At 70.6% G+C, this 15,086-nt stretch carries 12 protein-coding genes; 4 read left to right on the top strand and 8 right to left on the bottom strand.

The window, feature by feature from the left end; genetic code table 11:
* Entirely contained in the window at positions 1–891 is an 891-nt protein-coding gene (locus OG574_RS18535; protein WP_326774141.1) for a DUF4097 family beta strand repeat-containing protein, read from the bottom strand.
* 179 nt (positions 892–1,070) lie between these two features.
* Here OG574_RS18535 and OG574_RS18530 point away from each other — a divergent pair, with 179 nt between their 5' ends.
* Complete coding sequence (locus OG574_RS18530) at positions 1,071–1,919, top strand: hypothetical protein (protein ID WP_326774140.1); 849 nt, start codon at positions 1,071–1,073, stop codon at positions 1,917–1,919.
* Positions 1,920–1,936: 17 nt separating this feature from the next.
* Here OG574_RS18530 and OG574_RS18525 read toward each other — a convergent pair whose 3' ends face one another.
* The 5 genes from OG574_RS18525 to OG574_RS18505 all read right to left on the bottom strand — a co-directional run bounded on the left by OG574_RS18525 (position 1,937) and on the right by OG574_RS18505 (position 8,992).
* Complete coding sequence (locus OG574_RS18525; RefSeq protein ID WP_005312030.1) at positions 1,937–2,119, bottom strand: DUF6104 family protein; 183 nt, start codon at positions 2,117–2,119, stop codon at positions 1,937–1,939.
* 85 nt (positions 2,120–2,204) lie between these two features.
* Positions 2,205–6,011 carry a multifunctional oxoglutarate decarboxylase/oxoglutarate dehydrogenase thiamine pyrophosphate-binding subunit/dihydrolipoyllysine-residue succinyltransferase subunit gene (locus OG574_RS18520; protein ID WP_326774139.1) on the bottom strand — a complete coding sequence of 1,269 codons (3,807 nt, stop codon included), beginning with the start codon at positions 6,009–6,011 and terminating at the stop codon, positions 2,205–2,207.
* A gap of 261 nt (positions 6,012–6,272) precedes the next feature.
* Positions 6,273–7,463 carry a HAMP domain-containing sensor histidine kinase gene (locus OG574_RS18515; protein ID WP_326774138.1) on the bottom strand — a complete coding sequence of 397 codons (1,191 nt, stop codon included), beginning with the start codon at positions 7,461–7,463 and terminating at the stop codon, positions 6,273–6,275.
* Complete coding sequence (locus OG574_RS18510) at positions 7,460–8,197, bottom strand: response regulator transcription factor (protein WP_100595905.1); 738 nt, start codon at positions 8,195–8,197, stop codon at positions 7,460–7,462. Before OG574_RS18510 ends, OG574_RS18515 begins: the two co-directional genes overlap by 4 nt.
* Positions 8,198–8,290: 93 nt before the next feature.
* On the bottom strand, positions 8,291–8,992 hold the full coding sequence (locus tag OG574_RS18505; RefSeq protein WP_384258132.1) for a spermidine synthase: 702 nt from the start codon (positions 8,990–8,992) through the stop codon (positions 8,291–8,293).
* Between the two features lie 181 nt (positions 8,993–9,173).
* Here OG574_RS18505 and OG574_RS18500 point away from each other — a divergent pair, with 181 nt between their 5' ends.
* Together OG574_RS18500 and lon are read left to right on the top strand one after the other, a co-directional pair.
* A complete protein-coding gene (locus tag OG574_RS18500) occupies positions 9,174–9,974 on the top strand; it encodes a rhomboid-like protein (protein ID WP_326774136.1) in 801 nt (266 codons plus the stop codon).
* Positions 9,975–10,143: 169 nt separating this feature from the next.
* The gene (gene lon / locus OG574_RS18495; protein ID WP_326774135.1) at positions 10,144–12,558 is read left to right on the top strand and encodes an endopeptidase La; all 2,415 of its coding nucleotides are present in this window, start codon (positions 10,144–10,146) and stop codon (positions 12,556–12,558) included.
* Positions 12,559–12,651: 93 nt separating this feature from the next.
* Here the strand turns inward: lon and OG574_RS18490 are convergent, their stop codons facing one another.
* Positions 12,652–13,485 (bottom strand): lysozyme, encoded by an 834-nt coding sequence (locus OG574_RS18490; RefSeq protein WP_326774134.1) that lies wholly within the window; start codon positions 13,483–13,485, stop codon positions 12,652–12,654.
* 219 nt (positions 13,486–13,704) lie between these two features.
* Between OG574_RS18490 and OG574_RS18485 the strand changes: the two genes are divergently transcribed.
* Positions 13,705–14,208, top strand: a complete 504-nt coding sequence (locus tag OG574_RS18485; RefSeq protein ID WP_326774133.1) for a MarR family winged helix-turn-helix transcriptional regulator — start codon at positions 13,705–13,707, stop codon at positions 14,206–14,208.
* A 4-nt stretch (positions 14,209–14,212) separates the two neighbouring features.
* On the opposite strand, the gene OG574_RS18480 is transcribed toward OG574_RS18485, so the two are convergent.
* Positions 14,213–15,001 (bottom strand): protein phosphatase 2C domain-containing protein, encoded by a 789-nt coding sequence (locus OG574_RS18480; protein ID WP_326774132.1) that lies wholly within the window; start codon positions 14,999–15,001, stop codon positions 14,213–14,215.
* Positions 15,002–15,086 lie beyond the last annotated feature (85 nt).

Genomic DNA, 15,086 nt, shown 5'->3' with positions numbered 1-15,086 from the left:
TCAGAGCACCTTCTTGTCGGCCGGGCCGCCGGCGGCGGCGTCAGTGGCGGGGGAGTCCTCGGCGGGGGGCTGTGTGTAGTCCTCCGCCGGAGGCCGCCGCAGGAGCGCGATCGATCCGGAGACCGTCGTCGCCTTGAGCTTTCCGCGGCCCGTGCCGAGCCTGCCCGTGATGCTCTTGGCGCCCCAGTGGCCGCCGACCCGCAGATCCTCGAAGGCGTTGGACACGGCTCCGCTCGCCGTGTTCGCCTCGACCTCCGCGTCCGCGGGGTGCGGGAGGCGGATCGCGATCTCGCCCGAGACGCTCGTCAGGTTCACATCCGTCGCCCGGTCGGCCGGGTCGAGGTCCACGATCATCGAACCGCTCACCGATTCGGCCCGCACGGAGGGGCCCGCGCCCTCGACGACGGTCAGGTCACCGGACACGGAGTTGAAGCGCAGGTCGCCCGTGACCGCCTGGGCCTCGAGATTCCCGGAGACGGTGTCCGTGCGCACGTCGCCCGCGACGCCGACCAGTGTCGTGTCACCGGTGACGCCCCTGACCTCCGTGCGCCCCTGTATCCCGGAGACGACCGCGCTGGCGCCGACGACGCCGACCTCGACTTCGGTGCCCGCCGGTACCGCCAGGGATACGACCGCGCTGCGGCGCCAGCCCTTGCGGTCGAGCCACTTGAGGAAGCCCTTCCAGGGGAGGTCGTCGTACGCGACGGTCAGCACGCCGTCCACCAGGGTCACCTGGAGCGGCGGGCCCTCGATCCCGGACACCTCGAGGCGGGCGGAACCTTCGTCGGTGCCCACGACGTTCACTGTTCCGTTGACGATGCGTACGTGGAGCGTCGTCACGGGCTCGTCGAAGGCGAGCTTGTGGGGCTCTGCCACGGACCACTCGGGCATGGTGCGACCTCCTCAGCGGGACGGTTCGGGAGCGAACGCGTTGTATCGCACCCTCGTGAGACACGATATATCGCGGATACGGAAAGTCAAGACAGTCGCGACTGGATTCCGTCGTGCCGATCATCCCGCACAGGGGCATTCAGGGGCTGAACCTCGCAAACTGACCTAGCGTTGGGTCCATGCCGTCCGACGCCACCGCCGACTCCGCCGGCACCCCCGCCCCGCAGGCCAGGGCCGCGGGAGCGCTGCTGCTCTGCCGCGCCGACCCCGCCACCGTCGGCCCCGCCGCCCAGCTCCTGCGCGAACGCATGCTCCTCGCCCAGGCAGGACCCGAGTGGAGCGTCCTGATCCCCGAGGGCAAGCCCTGGCTGCACGGCGGCGAACCGGTCGACAGCGTCCTCGCGGGCTGGGCCGCGGCCCTCGCCGTCAGCGCCCCCTGGCCGGTGCTCGCCCTGTGGTGGGACGCCGAACACGGCGGCTGCACCCTCGCCTCCGGGTTCCGCCGCCCCGTCGGCTATGTATGGCTGGCGAACGGCACGCCCGTCGGCGAGGACGAGGCCATGCGTACGTTCGCCGCGCGCCTCGGCCTCGACCCCGTCCTGGACATGCAGTCACTTCAGGCCCTCACCCGGCCCGACAGCGCGGCGGACGCCCGCGCCCGCCTGCTCGGCCTGCTGGCGGTCCTCACGCGCGCGGGGCTGACGCTCCCGCCGGGCATGAACCCCGGCGAACCCGCCGACCGGCTGCGCGCGGTCGCGCGCGTGCAGCCCGGCGCCGAGTACATCGTGTGGTCGGGCTGGCGGGACGCCGTACGCGCGGAACTCGACGTCGTCGAGCGCAGCGCCATGGGGCCCTGGCTGCGCGGCCCCAAGGCGCGCACAGCGGCGGCGGGCCAGCTCGCCGTGGGCATCCCGCTCACCGTCTGGGGCCTGCGCCGACGAGGCATCGGCTGGGCGGTCGCGGGCGCCCTCCTCGTCGTGCACGGCGCGCTCGGCCTCGCCTACGACCGGCTGCGCGCCTGGGACTGAGACCTGCCCGGGACCGACTACTCCTCGTCGTCCTCGTCGTCGAGACGCGCCAGCCACGTAGCCAGCCGCTCGACCGGCACCTCGAAGTCCGGGTTCAGATCGACGAACGTGCGCAGCTGCTCGGCAAGCCACTCGAAGGTGACCTCCTCCTCGCCGCGCCGCTTCTCCAGTTCCTCGATGCCGCGGTCGGTGAAGTACATGGGCCAGTCGCTCCTGTGGTGATACGGACGTGGGGCCCGGGACGATGTCCCGGGCCCCACAATCGTACGTACGAGGTCAGGCTGCTCAGGCCTCGAAGACCTCGCGCACCAGCTGCTCCTGCTCCGCCTGGTGGCGCTTCGCCGAGCCGACCGCCGGGGACGAGCCGTGCGGCCGCGAGATGCGGCGCAGGCGCTCACCGTGCGGGACGTCGGCGCCGACCGCCAGGTCCAGGTGGTCGATCAGGTTGAGGGCGATGAAGGGCCACGCGCCCTGGTTCGCCGGCTCCTCCTGCGCCCAGAGGTACTTCTCCGCGTTCGGGTACTTGGAGATCTCCGCCTGGAGCTCGGCACCCGGCAGCGGGTACAGGCGCTCGATGCGGATGATCGCCGTGTCCGTCACGCCGCGCTTCTGACGCTCGGCCTCGAGGTCGTAGTAGACCTTGCCCGCGCAGAAGACGACCTTGCGGACCGCGGCCGGGTCCACCGAGCTGTCGCCGATGACGGGACGGAAGCCGCCCTCCGTGAACTCCTCCGCCTTCGACGCGGCGGCCTTGAGGCGCAGCATCGACTTCGGGGTGAAGACCACCAGCGGCTTGTGGTGCGGGTTGTGCACCTGCCACCGCAGGAGGTGGAAGTAGTTCGACGGGAGCGTCGGCATGGCGACCGTCATGTTGTTCTGCGCGCACAGCTGGAGGAAGCGCTCCGGGCGGGCGGACGAGTGGTCCGGGCCCTGGCCCTCGTAGCCGTGCGGCAGGAGCAGCGTGACGCCGGAGGTCTGGCCCCACTTCTGCTCGGCGGCCGAGATGTACTCGTCCACCACCGTCTGCGCGCCGTTGACGAAGTCGCCGAACTGCGCCTCCCACATCACGAGCGACTCGGGACGGGCCAGCGAGTAGCCGTACTCGAAGCCCATGACCGCGTACTCGGAGAGCAGGGAGTCGTAGACGTTGTAACGCGCCTGGTCGTCCGAGAGGTACAGGAGCGGGGTGAAGTCCTCGCCCGTCTCACGGTCGATCAGGACCGCGTGCCGCTGGCCGAACGTGCCGCGGCGCGAGTCCTGGCCCGAGAGGCGCACCGGGGTGCCCTCGAGGAGCAGGGAGCCGATGGCGAGCGTCTCGCCCATGCCCCAGTCGATCGTGCCGTCCTCGATCATCGCCGCGCGGCGCTGCAGCTGCGGCAGCAGACGCGGGTGGACGGTGACGCGGTCGGGGATGTTGACCTGCGACTCGGCGATCCGCTTCACGGTCTCCTGGGAGATCGCGGTGCTGACGGCGACCGGGAACTCGGCCTGCGGGTCGGCCGAGGGGGCCGCCACCGGGTGCGCCGTGGCCTCGCGGACCTCGGCGAAGACCTTCTCCAGCTGGCCCTGGAAGTCCTGCAGCGCCTGCTCGGCCTCTTCCAGCGTGATGTCGCCACGGCCGATGAGGGACTCGGTGTAGAGCTTGCGCACCGAGCGCTTCTTGTCGATCAGGTCGTACATCAGCGGCTGCGTGAACGCCGGGTTGTCCGACTCGTTGTGACCGCGGCGGCGGTAGCAGATCAGGTCGATGACGACGTCCTTGTTGAACGCCTGGCGGAACTCGAAGGCCAGTCGGGCAACGCGGACGACGGCCTCGGGGTCGTCGCCGTTCACGTGGAAGATCGGCGCCTCGATCATGCGGGCCACGTCCGTGGCGTACATGGAGGAGCGCGACGACTCCGGGGCGGCGGTGAAGCCGACCTGGTTGTTGATGACGATGTGGACCGTGCCGCCCGTGCGGTAGCCGCGCAGCTGCGACATGTTGAGCGTCTCGGCGACCACACCCTGGCCCGCGAAGGCCGCGTCACCGTGCAGGGCGACCGGCAGGACCGTGAAGTCCGTGCCGCCCTTGTTGATGATGTCCTGCTTGGCGCGGACGATGCCCTCGATGACCGGGTCGACCGTCTCCAGGTGGGACGGGTTGGCCGCGAGCGAGACCTTGATCTGCTCGCCGTCCAGGCCGGTGAAGGTGCCCTCGGCGCCCAGGTGGTACTTCACGTCGCCGGAGCCGTGCATCGACTTCGGGTCGAGGTTGCCCTCGAACTCGCGGAAGATCTGCGCGTACGACTTGCCGACGATGTTCGCCAGGACGTTCAGGCGGCCTCGGTGGGCCATGCCGATGACGACCTCGTCCAGGCGCGACTCGGCGGCGGAGTCGATGACCGCGTCGAGCAGCGGGATGACGGACTCGCCGCCCTCCAGGGAGAAGCGCTTCTGGCCGACGTACTTCGTCTGCAGGAACGTCTCGAACGCCTCGGCCGCGTTCAGCCGGCGCAGGATGCGCAGCTGCTCCTCGCGCTCCGGCTTGGTGTGCGGGCGCTCGACGCGGTCCTGGAGCCACTTGCGCTGCTTCGGGTCCTGGATGTGCATGTACTCGATGCCGGTGGTGCGGCAGTACGAGTCACGCAGGACGCCGAGGATGTCGCGCAGCTTCATCATCGTCTTGCCGGCGAAGCCGCCGACCGCGAACTCGCGCTCCAGGTCCCACAGGGTGAGGCCGTGCTCGGCGATGTCCAGGTCGGGGTGCTTGCGCTGGCGGTACTCCAGCGGGTCGGTGTCGGCCATGACGTGGCCGCGGACCCGGAAGGAGTGGATCAGCTCGAAGACGCGGGCGGCCTTCGTGACGTCGTCGTCGTGCGAGGCGTCGATGTCCTTGAACCAGCGGACCGGCTCGTAGGGGATGCGCAGCGCCTTGAAGATCTCGTCGTAGAACTCGCCCTCACCGAGGAGGAAGTTCGCCACGACGCGCAGGAACTCGCCGGAGGCGGCGCCCTGGATGACCCGGTGGTCGTAGGTCGACGTGAGCGTCATGACCTTCGAGATGCCGAGCTTGTTCAGGGTGTCCTGGGACGTGCCCTGGAACTCCGCCGGGTAGTCCATCGAGCCGACGCCCATGATGACCGACTGTCCGGGCATCAGGCGCGGCACGGAGTGGACGGTGCCGAGGCCGCCGGGGTTGGTCAGCGAGACCGTGACACCGGTGAAGTCGTCCATGCCGAGCTTGCCGTCGCGGGCGCGGCGGACGATGTCCTCGTAGGCCTGCCAGAACTCGAAGAAGTTCAGCGTCTCGGCCTTCTTGATGCCCGCGACGACCAGCTGACGGTCGCCGTTGGGCTTCACCAGGTCGATGGCGAGGCCGAAGTTGATGTGCTCCGGCTTGACCAGCGTCGGCTTGCCGTCCTTCTCCGCGAAGGAGTAGTTCATCGACGGCATGGCCTTGATGGCCTGCACCATCGCGTAGCCGATGAGGTGGGTGAAGGAGATCTTCCCGCCCCGGGCGCGCTTCAGGTGGTTGTTGATGACGATGCGGTTGTCGAACAGCAGCTTCACCGGGACCGCGCGCACGGACGTCGCCGTGGGGACCTCGATGGAGGCGTTCATGTTCTTCGCGACGGCGGCGCTCGGGCCGCGCAGCGTCACGAACTCGGGGCCGCCGGCGGCCTCGGTCGCGGGCGGCGCCTTGGCGGGAGCCGGAGCCTTCACTGCGGCGGCGGCCGGCTTCGCGGGCGCCGCGGCGGCGGGCTTGGCCACCGGGGCGGCCGGAGCCGGAGCCGGAGCTGCGGCCGGAGCCGGGGCTGCCGGTGCGGCGGGCGCCGCGGCAGTGCCCGCAGCCCCCGCGGCTGCGGTACCGGCGGTGCCGGCGGGACCGGAACCCTGTGCGGGGGCTCCGGTCGTCGGCTGGGCCGGGGCACCCGGCTTGTAGTCGGCGAAGAAGTCCCACCAGGCTCGGTCAACCGAATTCGGGTCCTGGAGGTACTGCTGATAGATCTCGTCGACGAGCCACTCATTGGGACCGAAAGCGGCGGCAGGGCTCTTGCCCTGCCCCTCTTGGTCGGTCGAGGTGCTCGAGTTACTGGGGGACTGTGGCGACACGGCGGTAACCGCCCTCTTCCGCTTCTCACAAGGTGATGGACAGCGGGAATAAAGGCTACGCCTCCAACACCGGGACTTGCAGACCGGGCCGGTCATCCGTCGCGTAAGTCACACCGGAAGCCGTGTTTCGGCGCTGGAAATGGCGGGAAACAAGCGGGGTTCCGGTTCACCTTGGGTACGTCGTTGTACGAGTGCGGCCCATCGGCCCGCACCCCGTGGCGAATGGCACGGCGATCTTGTGCTTCCGGTTCGAACCCTACGTCAACTTTGAACGCGGGGCAGGCCCGGAAGAGTGACCTGGATCCGGCAGCCGCGAGCCGATTCGGCCACGCCGATCCGGCCGCCGTGCAGGTCCACGGCCCACCGGGCGATGGCGAGGCCGAGACCGGTGCCGCCGTCGCTGCCGGGGCCGTGCGCGGCGCCCTTCACATGGCCGCCCCGGTTGAAGCGCTCGAAGACGCGGTGCCACTCGGAGCGGGGGATGCCGGGGCCCTCGTCGAGGACCTCCAGATCGAGCGACTCCGGGTAGAGACCGCGCCGCGCGAGCACGGTCACGCGGCCGTGCGGAGGGCTGTGTTTCACGGCGTTGTCGATGAGGTTGGCCACGACCTGGTGGATCCGCTCGGGGTCCGCGTGCGCGGTCAGCTCGGGCGGGGACACGTCCAGGTGCAGATGCACGTCCGTACGCGTATGGGTGCCGGAGCCCGAGGCGATGCCGGCGCGCTGCGAGGCGACCATGTTGGCCTCCTTCAGGACGCCCGACAGATACGGCCACACCTCGAAGCGGCGGGCCTTGAGCGGGACCACGCCGTTGTCGAGCCGGGAGAGGTCGAGCAGCGTCTCGACCAGCCGGCCCAGACGCTCCGTCTGCTTCAGCGCCGTGCGCATGGTCTCGGGGTCGGCGGCCGAGACCCCGTCCACGACGTTCTCCAGGACGGCGCGCAGGCCCGCGATCGGGGTGCGTAGCTCGTGCGAGACGTTCGCCACGAGCTCCTTGCGCTGTTGGTCCTGGGCCTCCAGGTCATCCGCCATGCGGTTGATCGTCGCGGCCAGGTCGCCGAGCTCGTCGCGCCGGTCCGCGCCACGGACCCGGCGCGTGTAGTCGCCGTGCGAGATGGCGCGGGCGACCGTGTTCATCTCGTCGAGCGGCGCGGTCAGCGAGTGCGCCACGAACTGGGTGATGAGGAGCGTCGCGATGACCGAGAAGACCGTGATGAAACGGAGCTCGGTCTGGGTGCGGACGGCGACCATCAGCAGTCCGGTCGTGATGAACACCGAGACCACGACCAGCGTGCCGAGCTTGGTCTTGATGGAGAACGGCCGCAGGCCGGCCTGCACCCAGTGGCCCGCCAGGGGCCGGGCGGCCGGGGGAGTGCCGGGCGCCAGGCCCGGCGACCCCGGCTCGTACCCGTCCGCGTCCCGTACGTCGGATGCGCCGCCGCTGCCGGTCATGGCGTCGGCGTCTCCAGCGCGTAGCCCACACCGTGCACGGTGCGGATCCGCTCGGCGCCGATCTTCCGGCGCAGCGCCTTGATGTGGCTGTCGACGGTCCGGGTGCCCGACGCGTCCGCCCAGTCCCACACCTCGGCGAGCAGCTGCTCGCGCGAGAGGACGGCGCGGGGCGTGTTGGCCAGGCAGACCAGGAGGTCGAACTCCGTGGGCGTCAGGTGGACGTCCTCGGAGCGCACCCGCACACGGCGCTGTGCGTGGTCGATCTCCAGCTCGCCGAGCCGCAGGATGCCGCTCCTGGGCGTGGCCGCCGCGAGCGCCGCGCGCTCGACCCTCCGCAGCAGGACGTGCACGCGCGCCGCGAGCTCCCGCATCGAGAAGGGCTTCGTCATGTAGTCGTCGGCACCCACGCCGAGCCCGACGAGCATGTCCGTCTCGTCGTCGCGCGCCGTGAGCATCATCACCGGCACCGGCCGCTGCGCCTGCACACGGCGGCAGACCTCGAGCCCGTCGAAGCCGGGCAGCATGATGTCGAGGATCAGCAGGTCCGGCTGCCACGCCTCGGCCGTGTCGACCGCCGCCGGACCGTCCTGTGCCGTTTGCACCAGGAATCCCTCGGCGCGCAGCCGTGCGGCGATGGCGTCGACGATCGTGGGGTCGTCCTCGACGACCAGGACCCGTCGCTGGGCACCCGGCGTAGCCGTGGTGCCGTTGTGGGAGGTGTGTGTCTGCTCCATCGCCCCGCCCCTGAATGCGCACATCCGTGTGCGCTTGACGCTTGAATGATCTGGGTTTCGGCAGTCAGCGTACGGGGAGTTACCGCGAGTCGGCTACGCAGGCCTGACCCCGAGATGTACGACGTCCGGAACGCCCCGGACAACCGGGATCTCTTCGGTGCGGACCGACCGGAATCCGGCATTCCGCAAGGTTCCTTCAAAATTTGCGGAGGGCTGTGCGGACCACACGGCGAGCACGCCACCAGGGGCGAGCCGCTCCCGGCAGGCCGCGAGACCTACCGGTGAGTAGAGGTTGTCATTACCCTCCGTCACCGTCCAGTCGGGTCCGTTGTCGATATCGAGGCACAGCGCGTCGTACGTCTCGGTCGATTCCTGGACGTACGAGACAAGGTCCGCCTCCACAATCTCCGTGCGCGGATCGGCGAGCGCGGACCGTGACAGTTCGGACAGCGGGCCCTCGCGATGCCAGTCGACGATCGCCGGCTCGCGCTCCACGACCGCGATGCGGCCCCAGCGGGAATTCGCAGCCGCGTGTGTGAGGGAGAATCCGACGCCGAGCCCGCCGATAAGAATTCTTGGCGCCGGGCGGTCGTCGAGAGCGTCGAGCGCCGCGTCGACCAGGAGGCGCTCGGAGCGCCCGTCGGATGTGTCCATCAGGAAGCATCCGTTGGCGATGATCTGGAGCAGCGCGCCGTGGCGCCGCAGTACGACCTCTCCGAAGGGCCCTTCGCGCCGGTCGAGGACGACGGGGGCGGTGTGGTCGGTGTCGTACGGGGCGGGGTACGAGGTGGACATGGCGTCCATCCTGCCGTAACCGGTGCGACGCCCGGCTGTCCCTGGAAAGGGAGTTGACGGCTCTCCTGTGCGGGTCCTGTGGATCGTGCCGCACGTGGCGCCGGTCATAGACAGCGCGGGTGCGAGGGGCGAAGGGTTGGGGCGGGCCGGACGGGAAAGGATGCCGCAGGTGGAGCGTGGCGTGACGGTCGAGGCTGGCGGGGCGGATGTTTCTTCGGAGACGCTGCCTGAGGCTTCGCCACCCCTGCCGCGGCACCTGCTCGACGCCATCCCGGCTCAGGCGCCGGGCAATGGCACAGCGCTTGACGCGACCGTCGGGCGCACGGCGCCCGAGAGCGCCGCCCCTCGTCGCCGGCTGCGCCCCTGGCGGCTGTTGCCCACGCCCACGGGGACCCCGTTCACCTTCGTCTACGCCGCCGTCCTCATCGGCACGTCCCTCTTCGCGCTGTTCGCCGACCCCGGCGTCGTCGCGTCCGCGCTGCGGGGTTCCAGTACCGACGTGGCGCACCTCGCGCACACGCCCGTGTTCGTGCTGGTCGCGAGCGCCCTGTGGATCGCCGGCGGGATCACATCCCCGTTCGCGGTCTGCTTCCTCATCGTCCTCACGGCGCTGGAGCGCAGGATCGGCGGCCTGCGCACCGCCGGTGTCTTCGTCCTCGGCCACACCGTGGCGACGCTCGCCACCGAGGTGCCGGTCGGGCTCTCCGTGATGGCCGGGCATCTGCCCGAGAGCTCCCTGCACCGCCTCGACTACGGCATCAGCTTCGGCGTGGCCGCGAGCATCGGCGCGCTCGCCGGTCTCCTCACGCCCTGGCTGCGCTGGACCGTGCTCGCCGTCTCCGGCGGAATGCTGGTCGAGGACCTCATCGCCTTCACCGACCCGATGGCGAACTGGGGCCATCTCATGGCCCTCGCCATTGGCATCGGGACCTGGCCGCTGGTGCGCCGGTGGCGGCGCGCGCCGGAATCCTCCGCGACCTGACGCAGTCCCCCCGGCCGGCCCATGGTCGTACACGTCACACACCCCCTCTGAGCTGCGGATTTCCCCTGCCCATCGGCTGATCGCCGAGAGCGAACAGCGCCAGGGGAACATTCACGGGCTCACGTGCATTGAGTCTCCATAGCTCAACTTGACTGCTTAAGGGGAGATCATGGCATCGACGTCCACACCGCTCACCCTGCCCGTGCTGCCGCTCGACGACGAGGTCGTGCTGCCCGGAATGGTGGTGCCCCTGGACCTCAACGACAACGACGTACGCGCCGCGGTGGAGGCCGCCCAGGCAGCGGCCCGTTCCAGCGGATCTGTGGGCGGCAGCAAGCCGAAGGTGCTTCTTGTTCCCCGGATCGACGGCACATACGCGAACACCGGCGTGCTCGGGACCGTCGAGCAGGTGGGCCGGCTCGCCGACGGCGACCCCGGCGCCCTGATCCGCGGTCGCAGCCGTGTGCGGATCGGCGCGGGCACGACCGGCCCCGGCGCCGCCCTGTGGGTGGAGGGCCTCGCGGTCGAGGAGACCGTGCCGGAGCCGCTGCCCGGCTCCGTGACCGAGCTGGTCACCGAATACAAGGCGCTCGCCACGAACTGGCTGAAGAAGCGCGGCGCCTGGCAGGTCGTGGACCGCGTCCAGCAGATCGACGACGTCTCCGCGCTCGCCGACAACTCCGGCTACTCGCCCTTCCTGAGCACCCCGCAGAAGGTGGAGCTCCTGGAGACGGCCGACCCGGTCGCCCGGCTCAAGCTGGCCACCGAGCAGCTGCGCGAGCACCTCGCCGAGCAGGACGTGGCCGAGTCCATCGCCAAGGACGTCCAGGAAGGCGTCGACAAGCAGCAGCGAGAGTTCCTGCTGCGGCGCCAGCTGGACGCCGTGCGCAAGGAGCTGCGCGAGCTGAACGGTGAGTCGGAGGGCGAGGAGTCCGACGACTACCGCACGCGGGTCGAGGCCGCCGACCTTCCGGAGAAGGTCCGCGAGGCCGCGCTCAAGGAGGTCGAGAAGCTGGAGCGGTCCAGCGATCAGTCCCCCGAGGGCTCGTGGATCCGCACCTGGCTCGACACGGTCCTCGAACTGCCGTGGAACGAGCGCACCGAGGACGAGTACGACATCCAGGGCGCCCAGAGCGTCCTCGACGCCGAGCACTCGGGCCTGGAGGACGTGAAGGAGCGCATCACCGAGTACCTGGCCGTGCGCAAGCGGCGTTCCGAGCGCGGGCTCGGCGTCGTCGGCGGGCGCAGGGGCGGCGCGGTGCTCGCGCTCGTCGGCCCGCCCGGCGTCGGCAAGACCTCGCTCGGCGAGTCCGTGGCGCACGCCATGGGCCGCAAGTTCGTCCGCGTCGCCCTCGGCGGCGTACGGGACGAGGCGGAGATCCGCGGACACCGGCGTACGTACGTGGGCGCCCTGCCGGGCCGTATCGTGCGGGCGATCAAGGAGGCCGGGTCGATGAACCCGGTCGTGCTGCTCGACGAGATCGACAAGGTGGGGTCCGACTTCCGGGGCGACCCGGCGGCCGCCCTGCTCGAAGTCCTCGACCCGGCGCAGAACCACACGTTCCGCGACCACTACCTGGAGGTCGAACTCGACCTCAGCGACGTCGTGTTCCTCGCGACGGCGAACGTCCTGGAGGCCATCCCGGAGGCCCTGCTCGACCGTATGGAGCTGGTCAGGCTCGACGGGTACACCGAGGACGAGAAGGTCGTCATCGCCCGCGATCACCTGCTCCCGCGCCAGCTGGAGCGGGCCGGTCTGGACAAGGGCGAGGTCACCCTCGACGAGAGCGCGCTGCGCAAGCTCGCCGGGGAGTACACGCGGGAAGCCGGCGTACGCAACCTGGAGCGGTCCGTCGCACGCCTGCTGCGCAAGGTCGCGGCCCAGCACGAACTGGGCGAGCGCGAGCTGCCGTTCACCGTCGAGGACACCGACCTGCGGAGCCTCATCGGGCGTCCGCACCACGTGCCCGAGGCGGCGCAGGACCCGGCCGAGCGCCGTACGGCGGTGCCGGGCGTGGCCACCGGACTCGCGGTCACCGGAGCGGGCGGCGACGTCCTCTACGTGGAGGCGTCCCTCGCCGACCCGGAGACGGGCGCGGCCGGCCTGACCCTGACCGGTCAGCTCGGTGACGTGATGAAGGAGTCCGCGCAGATCGCGCTCTCCTTCCTGCGCTCGCACGGCGCCGAACTGGAGCTGCCCGTCGCCGACCTGAAGGACCGGGGCGTGCACATCCACTTCCCGGCGGGCGCGGTGCCGAAGGACGGCCCGAGCGCGGGAGTCACCATGACGACCGCTCTCGCGTCGCTGCTCAGCGGGCGCCAGGTCCGTACGGATGTGGCGATGACCGGTGAGGTGTCGCTGACCGGCCGTGTGCTGCCGATCGGTGGCGTCAAGCAGAAGCTGCTCGCCGCGCACCGGGCCGGGATCACGACGGTCGTCATCCCGAAGCGGAACGAGGCGGACCTGGACGACGTCCCCGCCGAGGTCCTGGAGAAGCTGGACGTGCACCCGGTGACGGACGTGCGCCAGGTGCTCGAACTGGCGCTGGCCCCGGCCGCCGTGGAGGTTCCGGTCGCGGCGTGACGCCTGTGTCCTTCAGTGGGCTCCGCCCACTGGGGCCGGATGACGAAGGCCCGGGTCCCCTTGGGGGCCCGGGCCTTCCCTGTGCGGCAGCCGCTAGCCGTTGGCCAGCGCCTGCAGTCGGTCGTAGGCGCCGTTGAACTTGCTGTGGTCGCCGACCGTCGGGCCGGACGACGTGTACTGCCACATCGTGTAGAAGCCCCAGCCGGCCGGGAGCGCGCCCGGGTCGGTGTTGTAGCGGGCGATCCAGAGCGGGTTGGTCGCCCCGAAGGCGCTGGAGTTGCCGGTGCACTCGGTCCACCAGCTCGTCGCCGTGTAGATCACGGCGTCGCGGCCGGTGCGGGCCTTGTACTGGTTCACGAAGTCACGGATCCAGCTGACCATCCCGGCCGCGGTCTTGCCGTAGCAGGCCGCGCCGTACGGGTTCCACTCGATGTCGAGCGCGCCCGGCAGGGTCCTGCCGTCCCGGGACCAGCCGCCCCCGTGGTCCACGAAGTAGTTGGCCTGGGCGGCGCCGGTCGTCGTGTCCGGGGTCGCGAAGTGGTACGCGCCGCGGATCATGCCGACGTCGTAGGAGCCGTTGTACTGCTGGGCGAAGTAGGGGTTCGTGTAGTACGTGCCCTCCGTGGCCTTGACGTAGGCCCACTTCACGCCGCTGTTCCAGAGGGTCGCCCAGGCCACGTTGCCGTTGTGGCTGCTGGTGTCCACGCCCTCGGTCTGGGCCGCCTTGTTGTCGGCGGGCAGACCGCCTCGGCCGTCGTGCTCGGCGACGCCCATGCCCATCGTGGCGGAGCCACGGGCGGGGACGTCGGCTGCCTGCGCCGCGGTGGGCAGGGTGAACAGCAGCGAGAGCGCCGCGAGGATGACTCCGGCCGCCGGGATGCGCCTCAGGCGCGGGCGGCGGACGGTTCCGGATCTGTGCACGGGCATTGCGTGCCTCCGAAGGCCTCGTTGAGCTTCTGTGAGCTCGGTGGGGGGGACCTTTCGACATGTCACTGGTGTGGACATGTCACTAATGAAGCTACGCACGTAGACCGCCGGGAGGGAAGGGGGCCCGGATGCTGCCGTTGGTCTACTCCTGCGAAATACTGGCGGAGCTGCGGCAATGGCCGCGAATGGCGGAAACTTTCAGGAACGGGAAACCCTGGCATGGGTGCTGACGTGCACGAGGACGGGAACGGCGCGCGGCCGGGCGCCGAATTCGACGCGACGGAGAGTGGTGTGGACCACGAATTCTTGTCCCTGGAGCGGGAGTTGACGGTCTTCCTCAGGCGGGCCCGCGCCTCCTCCGGCGAGATGGCGCGCGCCGTCCACCCGGACCTCGAACCCGCCGCCTACGGCCTCCTCGCACGCCTGGAGGAGTGCGGCCGGCAGCGGGCCACCGAACTCGCCGCGTACATCGGCGTCGGCAAGGCCACCATGAGCCGGCAGCTGCGCGCCCTGGAGGACCTCGGGCTCGTCGCGCGCGAGCCCGACCCCGCCGACGGCCGCGCCTGGCTCATCCACCTCACCGACGAGGGCCGCGCCAACTTCCGCCAGGTGCGCGACGCCCGCCGGGCCACGTACGTACGCCAGCTCGCGGGCTGGGACCGCACCGAGGTGGCGGAACTGGCCCGGCTGCTGCACCAGTTGAACGCCGGGGCCGAGAGCTAGGGCCCTACAGCTCCACGTACACCGCCGTCGCGTCGTCATGGGTCTTGCTGCGCCGCAGGAAGACCCGGTCCTGCTCGTCCGCGTCCTCCAGGGCCCGTACGCGCGCGACCGCCGCGTGAGCGCCCTCCTTGCGTACGAGCGCGAACAGGTCTGCCCAGTCGCCCTCGTGGAACTTCTCCACCCAGCGCGTGACTCCGTCGGTCAGTGCCACGAGCGTGCGCGCCTGCGCGCGGGGGAGTTCGCCGGTGACCGCGCGGGTGGCGGCCGAGGGGTCGGCGGCGGCCGTGAAGAAGCCGCCCTCCTTGTTGCGCACCGTCGCGTCGGCCACCTCGTCCGAGACGAGGGAGGAGCGCGGCACGCGGTCGAGCCGGTCGTCCACGAGCGCCGTGACCGAGCCGGACGCGTCCTCGACCAGCAACACCGAGTCGGACAGCACCAGATACTCGACCCGCTCCGCGTCCCACCGCGCCAGGACCACGGTTGCCTGAGGCGTACGCGGGTGAGAAAGGTCACAGGTACGCCGATGGGTGTCGGCGGTGCGGCGGATTGCCTCGGCGAGGACGGCGGTCAACGTCATATCCCTGAGTGAAACGGACAGTTCACCCAATGCGCCGCCGAGCCGGGCCGTGAACCAGGGGACGGAATGCAGGCAGCCGGTCTCGCCCCTGGGCGGCGTGACCCCGTCCAGGACCACCAGTACTCCACCCTGTCCGGAGGCGGGAACGGCCGCAGAGGCGTAGTCCTCGTTGGGTCGGTCGGGGCTTCTGGGCTCCGTCGCGAGTTCGATGCGCATCCGGCCAGTCTGCACGAGCCCTTCACAAGAGGCCCGTTGAGTCGCGAGTTGAGCCGCATCGGCAGGTCAGGCGCCTGGTTTCGCC

The sequence above is a fragment of the Streptomyces sp. NBC_01445 genome (assembly GCF_035918235.1).
GTDB lineage: Bacteria > Actinomycetota > Actinomycetes > Streptomycetales > Streptomycetaceae > Streptomyces.
The sequence above is the reverse complement of the archived record's forward strand: the minus strand, read 5'-3'. Positions and strand labels throughout refer to the sequence as shown.